Source organism: Streptomyces sp. SD31 (assembly GCF_052068475.1).
Taxonomy (GTDB): Bacteria; Actinomycetota; Actinomycetes; order Streptomycetales; family Streptomycetaceae; genus Streptomyces.
Genome location: NZ_JBQHCX010000004.1, coordinates 234,582 through 254,142, shown reverse-complemented (window position 1 = coordinate 254,142; position 19,561 = coordinate 234,582). Strand labels below are relative to the sequence as shown.

Here is a 19,561-nt window from a genome sequence, read left to right as displayed (position 1 = left end):
AAACGACGGCAAAAATGGGATGCGGCCCGCAGGACCGATCACCCACGATGGCCCGATGGACGACGAGATGGTGAGGCGCTTCCTCGAGGACGGGTTCGTGAAGATCGAGGGCGCCTTTCCGCCTCGCGTCGCCGAGCACTGCGCGCGGCTGCTGTGGCGCGAGACGGGGTACGACCCACAGGACCCGGGCACCTGGAAGGACCCCGTGCACTGGGTGTACGACATGGCGCAGGGCCCCTTCGCGGCGGCCGTCAACACGCCCGTCCTGCACGAGGCCTTCGATGTGCTGGTGGGTGAGGACCGCTGGCAGTCACGCTATTCGCTGGGCAGTTTCCCGCTGCGGTTCCCGCACGAGGAGGAACCGGACGACGCCGGTTGGCACATCGAGGGCAGTTACGTGCCCGAAGGCGCCGAGCACCCGCACACGAACGTGCACTCGAAGGACCGTGCGCTGCTGATGCTGTTCCTGTTCAGCGAGGTCACCGAGGACGACGCCCCGACCCGGATCCGGGTCGGCTCGCATCTCGACGTACCGCCGGTCCTGGAGCCGTACGGCGAAGCGGGCGCCTCCTTCCTGGAGCTCGGCCCGAAGGTCGCCGAGGCCTCCGCGCACCGCCCGCTCGCCCACGCCACCGGCAGCCCCGGCGACGTCTACCTCTGCCACCCCTTCCTGGTCCACGCCGCCCAGCCGCACCACGGCACCCGGCCCCGCTTCATGGCGCAACCGCCCCTGCACACGGCGGTGCCGTACGAGCTGGAGCGGGCCGACGGCGACTACTCGGTGGCGGAGTTCGCGATCCGCCGGGGCCTGTCCCGAGAGAGCTGACCCCGGCGGACCGCGGATTCACCGCGTCACGACAGCGGCGGGTACGCGTTCTGCATGAGCTGCTGGAACTGCGCCGAGAACCAGTGGCCGGACAGCGGGGCGTTCGCCAGGGCGCCGGACATGTTGTTGTTGTTGCGCGGGTTGCCGGTGTACGTCGGGTCGCACATCCGGTCGAAGCCCTTGCCCTCGTCGTTCGGGATCGCGCTGCTGGCGCCGTCGGACTCACCCGGGGGCTTCATCCACACGTAGGCGTCGATCCCGGCCGCCGGGGAGGCCTGCGGGCGCTCGCCGAGACCGGCTCCGGACTGGTTGCACCAGTTGCCGGTGTTGATGCGCCGGTCGATGCGACCGCCGTTGACGTAGGTGTCCACGTCCGTCATGGCGCCCGGACCGGTCGGCCGGGCACTGCCGCCCCAGCCGTTGCGGGAGGTGTCGATCAGCATGCCGACGCCCGAGGGGAAGCCCTGGTTCACGGCCTCCGCCCGGAAGGCCTGGGCGTAGGAGAGCTCGTCGACGTAGCGGTTCCAGTCCACCCACTTCGACTCGCGCACGGACTTGCCGTTCACGGAGTCGCTGATGGTGAAGTACTGCTCCTTCAGCGCGCTGTAGTTGGCGGTGTTGGTGATGAAACCGGCCACGTCGTTGACGGTGGCGCCTTCGGCCGTCGCGGCCTGCTTGATCAACTGGACGCTCGCCGAGAAGTTGTCGTCCCAGCCGAGCCAGCCGTGGTGCCCGGCGTCCACGTAGTTGTAGACGTTGGCGCTGTCACCGAGCTTGTTCAGCGCGTAGCCGACACCCTTGATGTAGTTGCCGTTGGCCTTCATCGTGTCGCAGTTCGGGGTGGCCGTGACCCGCGGCGAGACGTTGGTGACGAGGTTCGGCAGCGAGTCGAGTTCGACCGTGTTGACGATCCGCAGCGAGGCATACTTGGGATCGGCGAGGATCGCGGCGATCGGGTCGATGTACTGCGTCTTGTACTTGTCGATCTCCGTCGGCCCGAGCTCACCGTTGGAGGCGAGCGCGGCGCAGTCGCGGCCCGGCAGGTTGTAGATCACCAGCTGGACGACGAGCTCGCCGCTGCCCTTCTGCTTCAGGGCCTCGTCGAGGTGGGCGCGCAGGCCCATCTTGCCGCCGGCGCCGTTGATCGCGGCGGTCCGGTCCAGCCACACGCCGGTGGGCTGGTTGGCGATGCGACTGCCGCCCGGCTCGGCGGCGGCGTTGGCGGACCACTCCGGGTTCACGTACACCTTGGCGCCGGAGTACGGGTTGTCGGCCTTCGGCCCGGTGGGGTCGGGGTCGGGCGGGTCCGTGGGTCCGCCGCCGCCGTCGACGTTGCAGGTCACGCCGTCGAGGGTGAAGGTGGCCGGGATGGCGTTGGTGCCGCTGTAGGTGCCCTGGAAGCCGAAGCTGACCGAACCGCCCGTCGACAGTGTCCCGTTGTAGGTCTCGTTGGTGGCGGTGACGGCCGCGCCGCTCTGGCTGATCTTGGCGTTCCAGCCGTTGGTGACCTTCTGGTTTCCGGCGTACGACCACTTCACCGACCAGTTGGACTTGGCGGCGCCGCTGTTGGTGACGGTCACGGCGGCGGTGAAGCCGGTGTCCCACTGGTTCTGCACCTTGTAGTCGACGGTGCAGGGGACGGCGGCCGTGCCGACGTCCGTGGGGACGGCCGCGGCGAGCGCGGTTCCCGAGGACCCGGCGACCAGCGCCAGGGCGGCGAGCATCGCTGTTCTGGTACGACTCATGAGTGCGGGTTCCTTCTCCGTGAGGGGTGAGAGGGGTTATCCGTCGAGGGCGCGCAGATGATCACGCAGCCCTGTGCCGTACGACGTGGGAGTTCCGTCGTAACTGGAGATCAGGGCGGGCCCGGAGTTGCAGTTCCAGGTGTTCCAGGTCCAGCCCAGATAGGACAGGCCGCGGTCGTCGAACCACTTCATGACCTGGTCGATGAACGAGTGTGCGCAGGTGTTCTCTCCGATCTCCCCCGCCACCAGCGGCACTTGGGCCGCGACGGGGGCGAGCGTGGAGTTCCAGCAGCTCTCGTTCGCACAGGCGTTGAAGTTGTAGACGTGCCATGCCGCGGCGAGATTGCCCGCCGGATCGGTGGGCTTGTACGTCAGCCACTGGCTCAGGTCGTTCGAGTACGCGAGCCCGCCGAGCAGGATCAGGTTGTCGGCGCCGGTGTCCCGTACGGCGTCGACGAGGTCCTGCATGCCGGCGACCTCGTACCCGATGCCGGGACAGGTGCCGCCGTCCCGCCAGCACTGCCACGCCTGGGTGGTCGTGGACGTCGCGCGGTCGGGGTAGGGCTCGTTGAACAGGTCGAAGACGACGGTCGGGTCGTCCTTGAAGGTGCCGGCCACCGACGCCCAGAACGCGGGTGTGTACTGCATGTTGGGCATCGGCTTCTGGCAGCCGGCGTGCACGTCGGAGCAGCCCGCCGAGTTGCCGGTGTACTGGCCCCAGGACCAGTGGAGTTCGAGCATCGGCGTCATGCCGTGCGCCTTCACTCGGGCCACCAGGTCCTTGACGGCGTTGATGTAGTTCGCGCCGCCGTACTCGGGCTTGATGTGGGACAGGCCCAGCCAGCACTCCTCGTTCAGCGGAATGCGGACGGTGTTGGCGTTCCAGTCGGCGATCGCCTTGATGGCGGCGTCGTCGACCGGGCCGTCCCAGATGCCGTAGCCCTGGACGCACATGAACTCGCCGCCGGAACGATTGACGCCGAGCAGGCGACGGGTGGTGCCGTCGGCGTCCACGAGCTCGTTCCCGGAGACGTGCAGGGCCGGCACCGTGCCGTCACCGGGGCCCGTCGGATCGGTCGGATCCGTGGGGTCCGTGGGATCCGTCGGATCGGTGGGCGACGGTTCGGCGTCGACATTGCAGGTGGTGCCGTTGAGCTTGAACGCCGTCGGTACGGCATTGCTCCCCGACCAGGACGCGATGAAACCGGCGCTGACGCCGGCGCCGGTGCCGAGCGCGCCGTTCCAGTTCTCATTGGTCGCGGTCACCGTCGTACCGGACTGGGACCACTTGGCGTTCCAGCCCTGGGTGACCTTCTGGCCGCCCGCGAAGTCGAAACTCAGACTCCAACTGCTCACGGCGGCCGTGTTGTTGGTGATCGCCACGGCACCCTGGAAGCCGCTGTCCCACTGACTGGTGACGGAGTACTCCACCGTGCAGGCGGGTGCGGCTCCCTGCGCCGTGACCACCGGCACCGTCACGGCCCCGAGGAGGGCGACCGCGCCGGTGACGGCTAAAAGTACTGAACGCGGGGGGTGTCGCATGAGCGACTCCTTGCAGATCAGGCGCGTCGTGACGGACGCGTCGACTGATGGAATCGCTCCCACTGGTGTCAATGAAGCTAGCGCCAAGTGAGGGTAAAGGACAGAGGAGTTGCTGACTTTCCCTCAACTAAATCCGTCGAATCTTTTCGACTCTTCAAGCACCTTGACCCCTTGCACCCCCGTCCCCACTATGGGAGCGCTCCCACTGGTTCAAGCCTTGACTTCTCCGAGCCGCAAGGAGGAACCAGCACGTGCATCCCCCACGCAGACGCAGAACCGTACGACGGTTGTGGACGGCCGCCGTCGCGGCCCTGGCGCTTCCCTTGACGATGCTGAGCACGGGTTCGACACCCGCTCAGGCAGCGGCAGTTCAGTGCAGTGTCGACTACAAGACCAATGACTGGGGCTCCGGCTTCACCGCGGAGCTGACGATCACCAACCGCGGTACGGACGTCATCGACGGCTGGACCCTGACGTACGGCTACGCGGGCAACCAGAAGCTCAGCAACGGCTGGAACGGCACCTGGTCCCAGTCCGGCCAGTCGATCACGGTGAAGGACGCCGGCTACAACGGCAGGATCGCCGCCGGAGCCGCGGTCACCACCGGCGCGCAGTTCACCTACAGCGGCGCCAACGCCGCTCCGACGAACTTCGCGATCAACGGCATCTCCTGCACCGGCGCCCACCAACCCCCCATCACCGTGCTGACCAGCCCGGCGGCGGGCGCCGTCTACACGCAGGGCGGCGCCGTCCCGCTCGCGGCCACCGCCGCGGCCGCGGACAACGCGACCATCAGCAAGGTCGAGTTCTACGACAACACCACGCTGCTGGGCACGGACACGACGGCGCCGTACTCACTCTCGGTCTCAAGTTTGACCGTGGGCAGTCATTCACTCCTCGCGAAGGCGTACGACAGTCTGGGCGCGTCCGCCGAGTCGACCCCGGTCGGCATCACGGTCGCCTCGGGTCCCGCCGTGGTGACCTCGCAGACCCAACTCCCGGTTCAGCAGGGCAAGTCGGCCTCGTACGACGTCAAGCTGTCGACCCAGCCGTCGTCCAACGTGACCGTCACGACTGCCCGCGCGAGCGGCAACTCGGGCCTGTCGGTGACCGGCGGCGCCTCGCTCACCTTCACCCCGTCGAACTGGAACACCGCGCAACGGGTGACCATCACCGCCGACAGCTCCGGCACCGGCGCGGCGACCTTCGAGTCGACGGCCAACGGGCACGCGAAGGCGTCAGTCACGGTGACCCAGATCGCGGCGACGAAGGCGTACGACGCCCGCTTCCTGGAGCTGTACGGCAAGATCACCAACCCGGCGAACGGCTACTTCTCGCCCGAGGGCATTCCCTACCACTCGGTCGAGACGCTGATCGTCGAGGCACCGGACCACGGTCACGAGACGACGTCCGAGGCCTACAGCTACCTTCTCTGGCTGCAGGCGATGTACGGCAAGGTCACGGGCGACTGGAGCAAGTTCAACGGGGCCTGGGAGATCATGGAGAAGTACATGATCCCGACCCACGCCGACCAGCCGACCAACTCCTTCTACAACGCCTCGAAGCCGGCGACGTACGCGCCCGAGCTGGACACCCCGAACGAGTACCCGGCGAAGCTCGACGCGTCGGTCTCGGTCGGCTCGGATCCGATCGCCGGTGAACTGAAGACCGCGTACGGTACGGACGATGTCTACGGCATGCACTGGCTGCAGGACGTCGACAACGTCTACGGCTACGGCAACTCGCCGGGCAAGTGCGAGGCCGGTCCGACGGACACCGGGCCGTCGTACATCAACACCTTCCAGCGCGGCGCGCAGGAGTCGGTGTGGGAGACGGTGCCGCAGCCGACCTGTGACGCCTTCAAGTACGGCGGCAAGAACGGGTATCTGGACCTGTTCACCGGTGACGCCTCTTACGCCAAGCAGTGGAAGTTCACCAACGCCCCGGACGCCGACGCGCGTGCGGTGCAGGCCGCGTACTGGGCCGACAAGTGGGCCGACGAGCAGGGCAAGGGCAGCCAGATCTCCGCGACCGTGGCCAAGGCCGCGAAGATGGGTGACTACCTGCGCTACTCGATGTACGACAAGTACTTCAAGAAGGTCGGCAACTGTGTGGGCGCCTCGTCCTGCCCGGCGGGCACCGGCAAGGACGCCTCGCACTACCTGATGTCCTGGTACTACGCCTGGGGCGGCGCCACCGACACCTCGGCGGGCTGGGCCTGGCGCATCGGCTCCAGCCACGCGCACGGCGGCTACCAGAACCCGATGGCCGCGTACGCCCTGTCCAACTACGCCGACCTGAAGCCCAAGTCGGCTACGGGGCAGGCGGATTGGGCCAAGTCACTTGAGCGGCAGGTCGAGTTCTATCGCTGGCTCCAGTCCAGCGAGGGCGCGATCGCGGGCGGTGCGACCAACAGCTGGGCGGGCCGGTACGCGACCCCGCCGGCCGGCAAGTCGACCTTCTACGGCATGTACTACGACCAGCAGCCCGTCTACCACGACCCGCCGTCCAACCAGTGGTTCGGCTTCCAGGCGTGGTCGATGGAGCGGGTGGCCGAGTACTACCAGCAGACGGGGAACGCGGCCGCGAAGGCCGTCCTCGACAAGTGGGTCGACTGGGCGCTGTCCGAGACGACCGTCAACCCGGACGGTACGTACCGGATCCCGTCGACGCTTCAGTGGTCGGGGCAGCCCGACACCTGGAACCCGTCAAGTCCGGGCGCCAACAACGGCCTTCACGTCACCGTCGTCGACTACACCAACGACGTCGGTGTGGCGGCCGCGTACGCCAAGACCCTGACGTACTACGCCGACCGCTCCGGTGACACCGAGGCCGCGACGACGGCGAAGGCGTTGCTGGACGGCATGTGGGACAACTACCAGGACGATCTCGGTATCGCCGTCCCGGAAACCCGCGCCGACTACAACCGCTTCGACGACGGAATCCACATCCCGAGCGGCTGGACCGGCACCATGCCGAACGGCGACGCGATCAACTCGTCGTCGACCTTCGACTCCATCCGCTCGTTCTACGAGGACGACCCGGCCTGGTCGAAGATCGAGGCGTATCTCGCGGGCGGTGCGGCGCCGTCGTTCACGTATCACCGGTTCTGGGCCCAGGCGGACATCGCCTTGGCCATGGGTTCGTACGCGGAGCTTCTCGAATAGCCCCCGCCGGGCGCTCCGCGGGTTGGGCCGTGTTCGACTGCGGGTCCGGTTGTGGCTGGTCGCGCAGTTCCCCGCGCCCCTGAAAGACAGGGCGTGGCAGTTCACGGCGTTTCCTCGGAACCGCCTGAAGAGTTTCGCGTGCGTGGTCTCGTCACCTGACGGCGGGACCGAACTGCCGGGCGGCCCCCTCCCGCACTGGGGGTCGCCCGGCAACTCTCGCGATCGATGGAAAGCGCTTGCCATCACTGGTCTCCTCTCCCCCCACACCGGAAAGGACCCCTCGTGCGAAGAACCCGCATCCTCACCGCCGCGCTGGCCCTCGCGGCCGGGCTGCTCGCGGGCACCCCGCCCGCGCTCGCCGCTCCTGCCGCGAAGGACGTGTCGATCAGTGCCGACACCTACACCTGGAAGAACGCCCGCATCGACGGCGGCGGTTTCGTGCCCGGCATCGTCTTCAACCGCAAGGAGAAGAACCTCGCCTACGCCCGTACCGACATCGGCGGCGCCTACCGCTGGCAGGAGGCGTCGAAGACGTGGACGCCGTTGCTGGACTCGGTCGGCTGGGACGACTGGGGGCACACGGGTGTGGTGAGTCTGGCGTCCGACTCCGTGGACCCGGACAAGGTGTACGCGGCGGTCGGCACGTATACGAACAGCTGGGATCCGACGAACGGCGCCGTCATGCGCTCCTCCGACCGCGGCGCCAGCTGGCAGAAGACCGACCTGCCGTTCAAGCTGGGCGGCAACATGCCGGGCCGCGGCATGGGTGAGCGGCTGGCGGTCGACCCGAACAAGAACAGCGTGCTGTATCTGGGCGCGCCCAGCGGCAAGGGGCTGTGGCGCTCGACCGACTCCGGGGTGAGCTGGTCGCAGGTGGGGAACTTCCCCAACGTCGGCAACTACGTGCAGGATCCGAGTGACACGAGCGGGTACGCCAGCGACAACCAGGGGATCGTCTGGGTCACCTTCGACGAGTCCACGGGGACGTCGGGGAACGCGACCGAGACGATCTACGTCGGGGTCGCCGACAAGGACAACGCCGTGTACCGGTCGACCGACGCGGGCGCCACCTGGTCGCGGGTCGCCGGGCAGCCGACGGGATACCTCGCGCACAAGGGCGTGCTGGACGCGACGAACGGCTACCTCTACCTCGCCTACAGCGACAAGGGCGGTCCGTACGACGGCGGCAAGGGCCGGCTGTGGCGGTACGCGACGGCGACCGGCACCTGGACGGACATCAGCCCGGTCGCCGAGGCCGACACCTACTACGGCTTCGCCGGCCTGACCGTCGACCGGCAGAAGCCCGGCACGGTGATGGCGACGGCGTACAGCTCCTGGTGGCCGGACACGCAGATCTTCCGCTCGACGGACAGCGGCGGGACGTGGACGAAGGCGTGGGACTACACGTCGTATCCCAACCGCGCCAACCGCTACACGATGGACGTCTCGTCGTCACCGTGGCTGAGCTGGGGCGCGAACCCGTCGCCGCCCGAACAGACGCCGAAGCTGGGGTGGATGACGGAGGCGCTGGAGATCGACCCGTTCGACTCGAACCGGATGATGTACGGGACGGGCGCGACGATCTACGGCACCGAGGATCTGACGAAGTGGGACAGCGGAAGCCAGTTCACCATAAAGCCGATGGTGCAGGGCCTGGAGGAGACGGCCGTCAACGACCTCGCCTCTCCCCCGTCGGGCGCCCCGCTCCTGAGTGCCCTCGGTGACATCGGCGGCTTCCGGCACACGGACCTCACCAAGGTGCCGTCGATGATGTTCACGCAGCCGAACTTCACCACGACGACGAGCCTGGACTACGCCGAGTCCAACCCCAACACGGTCGTCCGGGTCGGCAATCTCGACTCCGGTCCGCACATCGCGTTCTCGACGGACAACGGCGCCAACTGGTTCGCAGGGACGGACCCTTCGGGCGTCAGCGAGGGCGGCACCGTGGCCGCGGCGGCGGACGGCAGCCGGTTCGTGTGGAGCCCCGCCGGTACGGGAGTGCAGTACACGACGGGCTTCGGCACCTCCTGGTCGGCCTCCAGTGGCATTCCGGCGGGGGCGGTCGTCGAGTCCGACCGGGTGGACCCGAAGGTCTTCTACGGCTTCAAGTCCGGGAAGTTCTACGTGAGTACGGACGGCGGGGCGACCTTCACCGCGTCCTCGGCGACGGGGTTGCCGAGCGGCGACAGCGTCCGCTTCAAGGCGCTGCCCGGGGTGAAGGGGGACGTGTGGCTGGCAGGGGGTGCGACGGACGGGGCGTACGGGCTGTGGCACTCGACCGATGGCGGCGCGACCTTCACGAAGCTCTCGAACGTCGAGCAGGCCGACTCGATCGGCTTCGGCAAGGCGGCGACGGGAGCCTCGTACCAGACGCTGTACACCAGCGCGAAGATCGGCGGCGTACGCGGCGTCTTCCGGTCGACGGACAAGGGCGCGACCTGGACCCGGATCAACGACGACGCCCACCAGTGGGGTTGGACGGGGGCGGCGATCACGGGTGATCCGCGCGTGTACGGCCGGGTGTACGTCTCGACGAACGGCCGGGGCGTCATCTACGGCGACACCTCCGACACGGGTGGCGGAGACGGCGGCGGTGGCGGAACCGACCCCACCCCTGCGCCGACCGGCGCCTGCGCGGTGACGTACAAGGTCACCAACCAGTGGTCGGGCGGTTTCCAGGCGGACGTACAGCTGTCCAACACCGGTTCACGTGCCTGGAGCGGCTGGTCCCTCGGCTGGTCCTTCCCGGACGGGCAGCGGGTCACGCAGGTGTGGAACGCCGAGCACACCCAGTCGGGCTCGGCGGTGACCGCGAAGAACGTCGGCTGGAACGGCAACGTGGCGGCGGGTGCGTCCGTGAGCTTCGGGTTCACGGGAAGCTGGTCGGGGGTGAACGCGAAGCCGACCGCGTTCAAGCTGGGCGATCAGACCTGCACGGTGAGTTGAGCGAGCCCGAGGGCGCGTGCCGGCGACGGTACGCGCCCTCGGTGCTGTCCTACAGCGTCCACTCCCCGATCTGCTCGGCGAAGCCCGAGTCCATCCCCCACGTGACCGTGGCCGCCTTCGACGCCTTGGGCACCTCGAAGACGACCCAGCCGAGCGCCTTGGCGCCGGGCTTCAGCCGGACGTCCGACGACATCGACGGGCCGGCCGTGATATCGGCGAGGACGGTCCCGAACTGCTGGCCCTGGTCGTCGGTCATCTTCGCCCCGTTCACGGGAGCGTCGGAGTAGACCTTGGTGCCGGCGTTGACGAGCTGGAACTGCACGCCGATCCACCGGTTTCCGGACTCGGGGGCGAAGAACTCGTCACTGGACTTGGCGTTGTCCACGACCTTGACGACGGTGACGTCGAGTCCGCTGCCGTCCTCCATGCCCTTGAGGGCGAGCGTGTCGCCGACCTTGGCGACGTCGGGCGCGGCGCTGCTCTTCTCGGCGGCGGGCTCCTTGGCGTTGCCGCTGTCGGCCTTGGCGGAGGCCTTCGCCTTCGGCTTGTCGACGACCTCGTCGCCGGAGCCGGAACCGCAGGCGGTCAGGCCGAGCGCGGCGACGGCGACGGCCGCGGTGGCGGCGAGACGTATGCGGGTGTGGTGGACCATGTTCTCCCCAGGTTTCGGTGGTACGCGTGTGAATGACCTGTGAAGGACCCGCATGGTTGCACGGAGCATCGAAAAAAATCGGGCGCGCGAAGCAACCTGGCAGCCCGTCACTACGTCCGGGCTGCCAGGTCGGGTGAGTTGGTCCGCTCAGGGCGTGTACACCGTCGGCCGGGGCGCCGTCGGCATGCCGTTGCCGATGAAGAAGCTCGGGTGCGGGGGCTGGTTGTAGGCAGTGTTCTGCCATGCCAGGGCCGTGCGGTACATCGGGTCGTGGAGCAGGGTCGTGATCTTCGTGCTCGTTTCGTACGGCGTCGAATAGATCCTGAGCGCCGTGTTGCCGCTGGTGCGCCAGATGACCTCCTCGCGCCAGTCGCCGAGGATGTCGCCGGAGAGGACGGGCGTGGCCTTCGTGCCGTTGTTGGAGGAGACACCGGAGCCGGTCAGCAGGCGGGTGTCGGACGACGTGCCGTACTTGTCGATGCGGGTGCCGTCGAGGAGTTCGCGGACGGGGTCGCCGTCCCACCAGGACAGGAAGTTGATGCTGGACGGCTCCCGGCCGAGGGAGCCGCCGGTCGCCGAGCGCAGCGTGGTGTCCGAGGCGGACCAGGCCTCGGCGCCCGCGCTGCCGGCGTAGATGTCACCGGCGACGCCGCGGCCGTTGTCGGCGCCCGAGGCCGTCTGCCACAGGAGCGAGCCGGTGCGCGCGTCGGCCATCCAGGAGCCGGGCTTGCTGGAGTCCTCCGAGACCTTGAAGTACTCCAGGCCCGCGCGGGACGGGTTGAGGTCCCCGACGTGGCCCGCGTCGCCGTGGCCCAGTTTCGTGGTCCACAGCCCCCAGCCGTTGTCGTCCACGGTCATGGCGCCGTACACGATCTCGTCCTTGCCGTCGGCGTCGACGTCCGCGACGGACAGGCTGTGGTTGCCCTGACCGTCGTAGCCCTGGCCGCTGTTGGTGGAGGAGTTGGTGTCGAAGGTCCAGCGGCGGGTGAAGGTGCCGTTGCGCCAGTCCCAGGCGGCGATGACCGTGCGGGTGTAGTAGCCGCGGGCCATGATGAGGGAGGGACGGGCGCCGTCCAGGTAGGCGGTTCCGGCGAGGAACCGGTCGACCCGGTTGCCGTACGAGTCGCCCCACGAGGACACCGTGCCCCGGGCCGGCACGTAGTCGACCGTCCCCATCGCCTTGCCGGTCTGCCCGTTGAACATGGTCAGGTACTCGGGCCCGGAGAGGATGTAGCCGCTCGCATTGCGGTGGTCGGCGGACGAACTGCCGATCACCGCGCCGGTGCCGTCCCGCGTACCGTCGGCCGTCTTCATGGCGACCTCGGCCTTGCGGTCGCCGTCGTAGTCGTACACCTGGAACTGCGTGTAGTGCGCGCCGGAGCGGATGTTGCGGCCCAGGTCGATGCGCCACAGCCGGGTGCCGTCGAGCTTGATGCCGTCGACGAAGGTGTTGCCGGTGTAGCCGGACTGCGAGTTGTCCTTGGCGTTGGTGGGCTGCCACTTCAGGACGATGTCGAGGGCGCCGTCGCCGTCGAGGTCGCCGACGGAGGCGTCGTTGGCCTCGTAGGTGTACGCCACTCCGTCGGGGGTCGTACCGCCGGCGGGCGGGCTGATCGGGACGTCCTTGTACCCCGGCCGGAACTGGATGGCGTGCACGGAGTCGGCCTGCTCCACGCCGCCCACGATCGCGCGGACCGTGTAGTCGGCCTGTTCGGGAGCGCCCGAGTGGAAGTAGTTCGTGGAGCCGGTGATCGGGGTCGAGTTGACCTTCGTACCGGCCCGGTAGACGTTGAAGGAGACGTCGTTCGGGTCGGTGCCCAGCCAGCGCCAGCTGACCAGGTTGCCGCCGGCCGTGTGGACGCTGACCACACCCCGGTCGAGGGCCTCGACCTGGCGGGCGGTGGCGGCCTCGGCAATATCGGCGCCGTTCAGCGTGGTGAGTCCGGCCGCGACCAGGGCAGCGGTGGCCAGGGTCACGGAGAGGGCGGTGCGGCGTCTACGGTGCTTGCGCGGGTGCTGCACGTGACGTACCTCCTCGGGAGGACGGACGGGTTCCGTCCCCTCAGTCGCCGCCGCGCGCCCTCACGTTGCCGTATCTCTCGGCCAGTTCGGCCACCGTCCGGGCGATCTTCGCGCGCAGTTCCGGCGGTTCGAGCACCTCGACGCCGGCGCCCAGACGCAGGAACTCGGCGTGGGCGTGGTCGACGGACTCGATGGGGACGGTGACCCGGGTCCAGCCGTCCGCCTCCGTACGGGGGTGTGCCGCGCGGTCGAGGATCACGCCGGGCGCCAGCCGGACCACCGCCTCGCCGGGGCGGAGCCGGTCGAGGAAGTCGCGCTGGTACGCCGCCCAGTAGGCGGCCAGGCCGAAGTCTTCGGGGCGGGTGAACTCCTCGCCCGTGACGTCGAGTCGGAGGATCTGGTCGACGCGGTACGTGCGAGGTCCGGGGCCCGCGACGACGTACCAGCGCCCCGCCTTGAGGACGAGTCCGTACGGCTCCAGGCGGCGCTCCACATCGGTGGGTTCACGCCAGCGGCGGTACAGGACATGCAGGACGCGGCTGTTCCAGACGGCGTCGGCCACCGCGGGGAGGTACGGCGTCTCGTCGGCGTCGGCGTACCAGCCGGGTGCGTCGAGGTGGAAGCGGCCGCTGATCCGGTCGGCGTGGGGGCGCAGTTCCTGCGGCAGGGCGGCGCGGACCTTGAGCTGGGCGGCGGCCAGGACGGAGCCGAGGCCCAGCTGGGCGGCAGGGCCGGGGGCACCGGCGAGGAAGAGGGCCTCGGCCTCGTCGGCGGTGAGTCCGGTGAGGCGGGTGCGGTAGCCGTCGAGGAGGCGGTAGCCGCCTGCGTGGCCCGCATCGCCGTACAGCGGGACGCCGGCGGCGCTCAGCGCCTCGACGTCCCGGTAGACCGTGCGCACCGACACCTCCAGTTCCTCGGCGAGTTGGGCGGCGGTCATCCGGCCGCGGGTCTGGAGCAGCAGGAGGACGGAGACGAGTCGGCTGGACTTCACTGATACAGGATGTCAGTGAAGGGCTCCTAGCGTGCCGTCATGGCCTTCACGGAGAAACCGGCCTTCGCCGAGAAGCTGTTGACCGTGCCCCCGCCGATCGAGGTGGCCGGGCGGCACGTCAAGCGCTACCACGTCACCGCCGACCCCGCGGGCATCGCACCCGAGGTGGAGAAGGCGGCGTACGAGATCCTGCCGGCACTGCTGCCGGAGCCGGACGGCACGCCGCCGGCGACGTTCGTGGTCCTGCACCGAGGTGGGGACGACGGCGCCTACCTGAACGCCTACAGCTGGGTCTGGGACAACGTCCTGCACTTCAGGGGCGCCGCGGCGGGCCAGCCGGTGCTGGGCTGTCCCGACCACGACCCGACCCACTTCGTCACGCCCGACCTGCCGTGGATCGGCTGCGTCTGGGAACTCCCGCCGATCCTGCACGAACGGGACGCCTGGGTACGGCACCTGCTCGCGCCCGAAGTCCCCGACCTCAAGGCCTACTTGGCCGACTCCCTCCCCCCAGGAACCACTGGAGACCGCGCATGAGCAGCCCGCACGACTTCGACTTCTTCCACGGCGAGTGGGAGGTCCTCAACCGCCGCCGCACCGACTTCCTCGACCCCGAAAGCGGCTGGGAGGAGTTCCCGGCCACCAGCCACTGCCGGCCGTTGTTCGACGGGGCCGCCAATGTCGACGAGATCGACATGCCGTACCTGGGCTCGAAGGGGCTGACGTTGCGGCTGTTCGACCGGGAGACCGAGCAATGGTCGCTGAACTGGTCCTCCAGCGGCAGCGGCAAGCTGTTCCCGCCGGTCATCGGGCGCTTCGAGGGCGACCGCGGGGAGTTCCACGGAGACGACACTCACGACGGGAAGGACGTGCGGGTGCGATTCGTCTGGTCGGGCGTATCCGCCGGCTCGGCCCGCTGGGAGCAGGCGTTCTCCGTCGACGGCGGGGAGACCTGGGTGACCAACTGGGTCATGGAGTTCACTCGGGCTTCCGGAACGCCCGGAGGCTGAACACCGGGTCCGGCCGGGGGCGGTCCTGGTCCGGCAGTTCCGCCAGCCGGGCGGCGAACTCGTCGGCGAGCGCGCCGCCCGGCGGCAGGGCGACGAACCAGCCCCGGCGCAGGTCGGCGATCGTACGGCGGGGGCTGCGCCCCTGGCCACGGCCGGTGAAGCGGGCCTGCCCGGCCGGGACCAGGCCGTGGTCGAAGGCGTACGACTCGACGAGCGCCGCCTCGTCCCGGGCCGGGCGGCGCGGGCGGGAGGCCAGCACGGCATCGATGTCACTGCCCACGTTGTGCGCGGCGGCCTTGTCGACCGTGGTGACGTACACCCCGCCGGGCCGCAGCACCCGGGCACACTCACCGACGATGGTCCGCACGTCCTCGTCGGTCGCTGCCAGGTGCAGCAGCCACACGCTGCTGACAGCGTCGAACCGGGCGTCCCGCAGCGGCAGCCGGCGACTGTCGGCGAGCAGGACGGCGCCGGGCAGGCGGGCGGCGGCCTGCCGGGCCATGCGGGGTGCGAGGTCGACACCGGTGACGCACAGACCGTCCCGCGCGGCGGCGAGCCGACGCGTCACGATGCCGGTGCCGCAGGCGACGTCGAGCAGGCGCCGGGTCCCGTCCGGCAGGAGCCCCAGCACCGCCTCGGCCGCGGCCGCCGCCCGGGGCTCGCCGCCGCGCGAGGCGTCGTACCGCTCCGCTTCCTTGTCGTAGTCCAGCACGCCCGTCAGTGTGCCCCGTGGCCGGGAGCGAGATCCTCGATTTTCCGGGCGAGGGCGAAGTCCCGCTCGGTCACCGCGCTCACGGTGTGGGTGTTCACGGTGAGGGACACCGTGTTGTAGCCGAGGGTGAGGTCGGAGTGGTGGTCGAGCTCCTCCTGGACCTGGGCGATGTGCACGACCATCGCCGTGGCCGCGAAGTGCGAGGGGAGCCGGTAGGAGCGGGCGAGGCGGTCGCCGTCCAGTGACCAGCCCGGCAGCTCCGCGAGCCGGTCCTCGATCTCCTTCTGCGACAGCGGTTCGAGGGGCATGGCCTCGCTCCTTCCTGCGGTGGGGGGTCCGTCTTCAGCCTGCCACAGCCTGGCCCCGGCGGCCCGCACCCACTCGGGCGAGGGGGGCGTGGTCGCCGTACACCGGGCGCCCTGCGCGCAGGATCGCGCCCTCCAGGGGCTCGTCCCTGACGAGGTGCACGGCCTCGCCCGCCGGGGACGACATCCACGGCTCGGTCACTCCACGCGGTCCTCGACTACGGTCGTACCCATGACCATTGGCCCGTCCGCAGACGCCGCGCACGCCACCGCCCCCACCGACCAGGGCGTAGGCCCTCTGCTACGGGGCTGGCGGGTGCAACGGCGGGTCAGCCAGCTGGAGTTGGCGCTGCGGGCCGACTCCTCGGCGCGGCACATCAGCTTCATCGAGACGGGCCGTTCGCGGCCGAGCGAGGAGATGGTGCTGCGGCTGGCCGAGCACCTGGAGGTGCCGGTGCGTGAGCGCAACGCGCTGCTGCTGGCGGCCGGGTACGCCCCGCGCTACCCGGAGACCCCACTCGACGATCCCGCGCTGGACGCCGTCCGCGCGGGCATGGAGCAGCTGATCCAGGGCTACGAGCCCTACCCGGCCCTCGTGGTCGACGCGATGTACAACGTCCACGCCGCCAACCGGGGCATCCTGATGCTGCTCGACGGCATCCCCGAGCACCTTCTCGCGCCCCCGCTGAACGCGATGCGCCTGACCCTGCACCCGGAGGGTCTCGCGCCGCGCATCCGCAACCTGCGTGAGTGGCGCGGGCATCTGCTCGCCCAGATGGACCGGCAGATCGCGCTGCACCGCTCCGAGCCGCTGCGGAAGCTGTACGAGGAGGTGGCCGCGTACCCGGTGCCGGAGGAGGCACCGGACGCCGAACCCGCCGGGCCCGTCCCGTACTTCGCGCTGCCGTTGCAGGTCGAGCACGAGGGCCGGGTCCTGTCCTTCGTCTCCTCCATCTCCACCTTCAACACACCCATGGACGTGACCGTCGCCGAGCTGGCCATCGAAACCCTCCTCCCGGCCGATCCGGCGACGGTCAAGTACCTTCAGTCGCTGATGTCCTGACTGCTCCTCAGCGCCGCGTACTGCAACCCGGCGAACCCGGCCACGGTGAGCGCCTGGAGCACGGTCCACACCGCACCCGCCGTGGTCGGCGCCAGCCACACCACGAGGGCCACGAGGCTCAGCACCGCCCAGGCGAGGTTGGCCTCGATCACGGCCCGCACCGGGAAGGCGCCGGGGCGGGCGCGGGAGGCGAGCAGGCCGACGGCGGTGGCGTAGACGGTGAGGAAGGCACCGAGCGCGAGCAGCAGCGCGCTGTCGACCCCGAGCAGCCGCCCCAGCGGCCCGGACGCGGCGAGATAGGCAAGCCCGTTCGCCCCGGTCACCACCGCGTCAAGGGCCAGGAATCGGCGCAGCACGGTCTGCGGGTCGGAGGTCCGAGCGAGCGCGGCGAGCGAGGTGGCGGACATGACGAGTCACCCTCCATCGGGGTCGAGTTGCGGTGACCCAACGATCCCGCGGACGGCCGGTGCGGTCGATTACCTGTGAGGTAAAGCAGGGCTGCGGGCAACGCCGTCAGGGGCGCGGGGCTGTAGCGGTGTGCGGCTCCGCCGCGCGGGCGCGATCAGCCCCCACGAACCCGCAGACCGCATACAACAGGGGCCACCCCATGGGCACCCGGAACATGGCACACTGCCTCCGTACTTCCGGCGCACAGGGGAGACGTGGCGTGAGTGAGCGGCGACCGGCCCCCACCGTGGGCCAGGTGGTGCTCGGCAAGCGCCTGCAGGAACTGCGCGAGGCGGCCGGCCTGAGCCGTGACGAGGCCGCACGGGTCCTGCGGGTGGCCTCGGCGACCGTCCGCCGGATGGAGACCGCCGAGGTCGCACTGAAGATCCCGTATGTGCAGGTGCTCCTGGAGACGTACGGCGTGCCCGAGGAGGACGCGGCCGCGTTCGTCGCCCTGGCCGAGGAGGCCAACCTGCCGGGCTGGTGGCAGCGGTTCCACGACGTACTGCCGGACTGGTTCAGCCTGTACGTCAGCCTGGAGGGCGCCGCCCGCATCATCCGCTCCTACGAGCCGCACTTCGTGCCCGGTCTGCTGCAGACGGAGGAGTACGCGCGTGCCGTGATGGAGGCGGGGACGATCGGGCAGACGGGGCCGGAGACCATCGAGCGGCATGTGGCGCTGCGCATGGCGAGGCAGCGGCTGCTGGAGCGCCCGGACCCGCCCCACCTGTGGGTGATCATGGACGAGACGGTGCTGCGTCGCCCGGTGAGCGCGCGCGGCGAGGTGATGCGCGACCAGCTGGACAAGCTTCTGGAGTTCGCCGAGCGCGACCGGGTCACTCTGCAGATCGCCGAGTTCGCCTCCGGCCCGCACCCGGGGACGTACGCACCCTTCACCCTGTTCCGCTTCGCCGAGCCCGAGCTGCCCGACATGGTCTACACCGAGTATCTGACCGGCGCCCTGTATCTCGACTCCCGCAAGGAGGTCGCCGCGCATCTGGAGGTCCTGGACCACATGTCGACGGCCGCCGCGTCGGCCGAGCGCACGAAGAAGATCCTGCGGGAGCATCGCGAGGGCTTCTGACGGCGAGGACTTCTGACGCGAGGACTCCTGACGCGAGGACTTCTGAGCGGCGCACGCCCCGATCTTCCCGGTCCTGCACGGCAACCTTCGCACCCCGTGCGGCGACTTCCGAGTGACTCCCCCAGCTCCGTTCCGAGACCAGAGGAGAACACACCGCATGACCGGATCCAAGGCCGAGCCCACCCGCGTCGACACCAGCCGACCGCATCCGGCCCGCGTCTACGACTGGTGGCTGGGCGGCAAGGACAACTACCCGGTGGACGAGGAGCTGGCCCGGAAGATCCTCGCCGTGGACGGCACGGTCCTGCGCGGGGCGCGCGCCAACCGCCGGTTCATGCACCGGGCCGTGCGCACCGCCGCCGAGGCCGGGATACGCCAGTTCCTGGACATCGGCACCGGCATCCCCACCGAGCCCAATCTGCACCAGGTGGCACAGGACGTCGCCCCGGAGTCCAAGGTCGTGTACGCCGACAACGACCCGATCGTGCTGCGGCACGCACAGGCGCTGCTGCACGGCACCGCCGAGGGCAGCACCGACTACGTGCACGCCGACGTCCGAGACATCGACGCCCTGCTGGGCCGAGCGGGCGAGTTGCTGGACTTCGCCGAGCCGGTCGCGCTGTCGCTGGTCGCGCTGACCCACTACCTGGGCGACGATCCGGACGGCGACGACGTATACGGCCTGCTCCAGAAGTACGTCGCCGCGCTCGCCCCGGGCAGCTATCTGATCCTGTCCCAGGTCACCCCCGACCTCAGTCCGGAGGCCATCGAGAACGCGGCGAACCAGTTCCGGCGCAGCGGCACGCCGTTCTTCCCCCGGTCGCTGGCCGAGTTCTCCCGCTTCTTCGAGGGCCTGGAGTTGCTCGGCCCCGGCGTCATCCCCGTGTACGGCTGGCGTCCGGAGCCGGCGGACGTGGCGGCGCAGGCGGAGGGCATCGTGCCGGTGTACGCGGGGGTCGCCCGCAAGAACTGACCCGTACGGCTGCCGTGAAGGGGTGCGCTCCCGCGCCTCGCCCTAGGTTCGGGACCAGGGCAAGCAAGGGAGC

Annotated in this window: 17 protein-coding genes; 8 read left to right on the top strand and 9 right to left on the bottom strand. The window is 69.7% G+C overall.

Going from position 1 to position 19,561, the window contains the following annotated elements:
- Positions 1-55 precede the first annotated feature (55 nt).
- Entirely contained in the window at positions 56-826 is a 771-nt protein-coding gene (locus tag ACTMVF_RS11030; protein WP_441270765.1) for a phytanoyl-CoA dioxygenase family protein, read from the top strand.
- A gap of 26 nt (positions 827-852) precedes the next feature.
- On the opposite strand, the gene ACTMVF_RS11025 is transcribed toward ACTMVF_RS11030, so the two are convergent.
- The gene (locus ACTMVF_RS11025; protein WP_441270764.1) at positions 853-2,571 is read right to left on the bottom strand and encodes a glycoside hydrolase family 6 protein; all 1,719 of its coding nucleotides are present in this window, start codon (positions 2,569-2,571) and stop codon (positions 853-855) included.
- 36 nt (positions 2,572-2,607) lie between these two features.
- Positions 2,608-4,113, bottom strand: a complete 1,506-nt coding sequence (locus ACTMVF_RS11020) for a cellulase family glycosylhydrolase (protein ID WP_441270763.1) — start codon at positions 4,111-4,113, stop codon at positions 2,608-2,610.
- A gap of 251 nt (positions 4,114-4,364) precedes the next feature.
- On the opposite strand from ACTMVF_RS11020, the gene ACTMVF_RS11015 reads away from it, so the two are divergent.
- Together ACTMVF_RS11015 and ACTMVF_RS11010 are read left to right on the top strand one after the other, a co-directional pair.
- Positions 4,365-7,280, top strand: coding sequence for a glycoside hydrolase family 48 protein (locus ACTMVF_RS11015; protein ID WP_441270762.1), 2,916 nt, complete (start codon positions 4,365-4,367; stop codon positions 7,278-7,280).
- Positions 7,281-7,562: 282 nt separating this feature from the next.
- Positions 7,563-10,229, top strand: a complete 2,667-nt coding sequence (locus tag ACTMVF_RS11010; RefSeq protein WP_441270761.1) for a cellulose binding domain-containing protein — start codon at positions 7,563-7,565, stop codon at positions 10,227-10,229.
- 49 nt (positions 10,230-10,278) lie between these two features.
- Here ACTMVF_RS11010 and ACTMVF_RS11005 read toward each other — a convergent pair whose 3' ends face one another.
- The 3 genes from ACTMVF_RS11005 to ACTMVF_RS10995 all read right to left on the bottom strand — a co-directional run bounded on the left by ACTMVF_RS11005 (position 10,279) and on the right by ACTMVF_RS10995 (position 13,894).
- Positions 10,279-10,881, bottom strand: a complete 603-nt coding sequence (locus ACTMVF_RS11005) for a DUF4352 domain-containing protein (protein WP_441270760.1) — start codon at positions 10,879-10,881, stop codon at positions 10,279-10,281.
- Between the two features lie 147 nt (positions 10,882-11,028).
- A complete protein-coding gene (locus tag ACTMVF_RS11000) occupies positions 11,029-12,903 on the bottom strand; it encodes a rhamnogalacturonan lyase (protein ID WP_441270759.1) in 1,875 nt (624 codons plus the stop codon).
- 40 nt (positions 12,904-12,943) lie between these two features.
- Positions 12,944-13,894, bottom strand: a complete 951-nt coding sequence (locus ACTMVF_RS10995; protein ID WP_441270758.1) for a helix-turn-helix transcriptional regulator — start codon at positions 13,892-13,894, stop codon at positions 12,944-12,946.
- A gap of 39 nt (positions 13,895-13,933) precedes the next feature.
- Here ACTMVF_RS10995 and ACTMVF_RS10990 point away from each other — a divergent pair, with 39 nt between their 5' ends.
- The gene (locus tag ACTMVF_RS10990; protein WP_441270757.1) at positions 13,934-14,431 is read left to right on the top strand and encodes a hypothetical protein; all 498 of its coding nucleotides are present in this window, start codon (positions 13,934-13,936) and stop codon (positions 14,429-14,431) included.
- Positions 14,428-14,904 (top strand): hypothetical protein, encoded by a 477-nt coding sequence (locus ACTMVF_RS10985; protein ID WP_441270756.1) that lies wholly within the window; start codon positions 14,428-14,430, stop codon positions 14,902-14,904. Before ACTMVF_RS10990 ends, ACTMVF_RS10985 begins: the two co-directional genes overlap by 4 nt.
- Here ACTMVF_RS10985 and ACTMVF_RS10980 read toward each other — a convergent pair.
- From ACTMVF_RS10980 to ACTMVF_RS10970, 3 genes are read right to left on the bottom strand one after another with little or no spacing between them, the layout of a single operon-like run.
- Complete coding sequence (locus ACTMVF_RS10980) at positions 14,873-15,616, bottom strand: class I SAM-dependent methyltransferase (RefSeq protein WP_441270755.1); 744 nt, start codon at positions 15,614-15,616, stop codon at positions 14,873-14,875. The two genes, ACTMVF_RS10985 and ACTMVF_RS10980, sit on opposite strands and share 32 nt — an antisense overlap.
- Before the next feature lie 5 nt (positions 15,617-15,621).
- Positions 15,622-15,924: a 4a-hydroxytetrahydrobiopterin dehydratase gene (locus tag ACTMVF_RS10975; RefSeq protein ID WP_441270754.1), complete on the bottom strand. Its 303-nt coding sequence runs from the start codon at positions 15,922-15,924 to the stop codon at positions 15,622-15,624.
- Between the two features lie 34 nt (positions 15,925-15,958).
- On the bottom strand, positions 15,959-16,123 hold the full coding sequence (locus tag ACTMVF_RS10970) for a hypothetical protein (protein WP_441270753.1): 165 nt from the start codon (positions 16,121-16,123) through the stop codon (positions 15,959-15,961).
- A gap of 30 nt (positions 16,124-16,153) precedes the next feature.
- On the opposite strand from ACTMVF_RS10970, the gene ACTMVF_RS10965 reads away from it, so the two are divergent.
- On the top strand, positions 16,154-16,984 hold the full coding sequence (locus ACTMVF_RS10965; RefSeq protein WP_441270752.1) for a helix-turn-helix domain-containing protein: 831 nt from the start codon (positions 16,154-16,156) through the stop codon (positions 16,982-16,984).
- Here the strand turns inward: ACTMVF_RS10965 and ACTMVF_RS10960 are convergent.
- Positions 16,966-17,391, bottom strand: a complete 426-nt coding sequence (locus ACTMVF_RS10960; protein ID WP_441270751.1) for a hypothetical protein — start codon at positions 17,389-17,391, stop codon at positions 16,966-16,968. The genes ACTMVF_RS10965 and ACTMVF_RS10960 overlap by 19 nt on opposite strands.
- Positions 17,392-17,651: 260 nt before the next feature.
- Between ACTMVF_RS10960 and ACTMVF_RS10955 the strand changes: the two genes are divergently transcribed.
- On the top strand, positions 17,652-18,515 hold the full coding sequence (locus ACTMVF_RS10955) for a helix-turn-helix domain-containing protein (RefSeq protein WP_441270750.1): 864 nt from the start codon (positions 17,652-17,654) through the stop codon (positions 18,513-18,515).
- 157 nt (positions 18,516-18,672) lie between these two features.
- Entirely contained in the window at positions 18,673-19,488 is an 816-nt protein-coding gene (locus tag ACTMVF_RS10950) for an SAM-dependent methyltransferase (protein WP_441270749.1), read from the top strand.
- Positions 19,489-19,561: the final 73 nt, after the last annotated feature.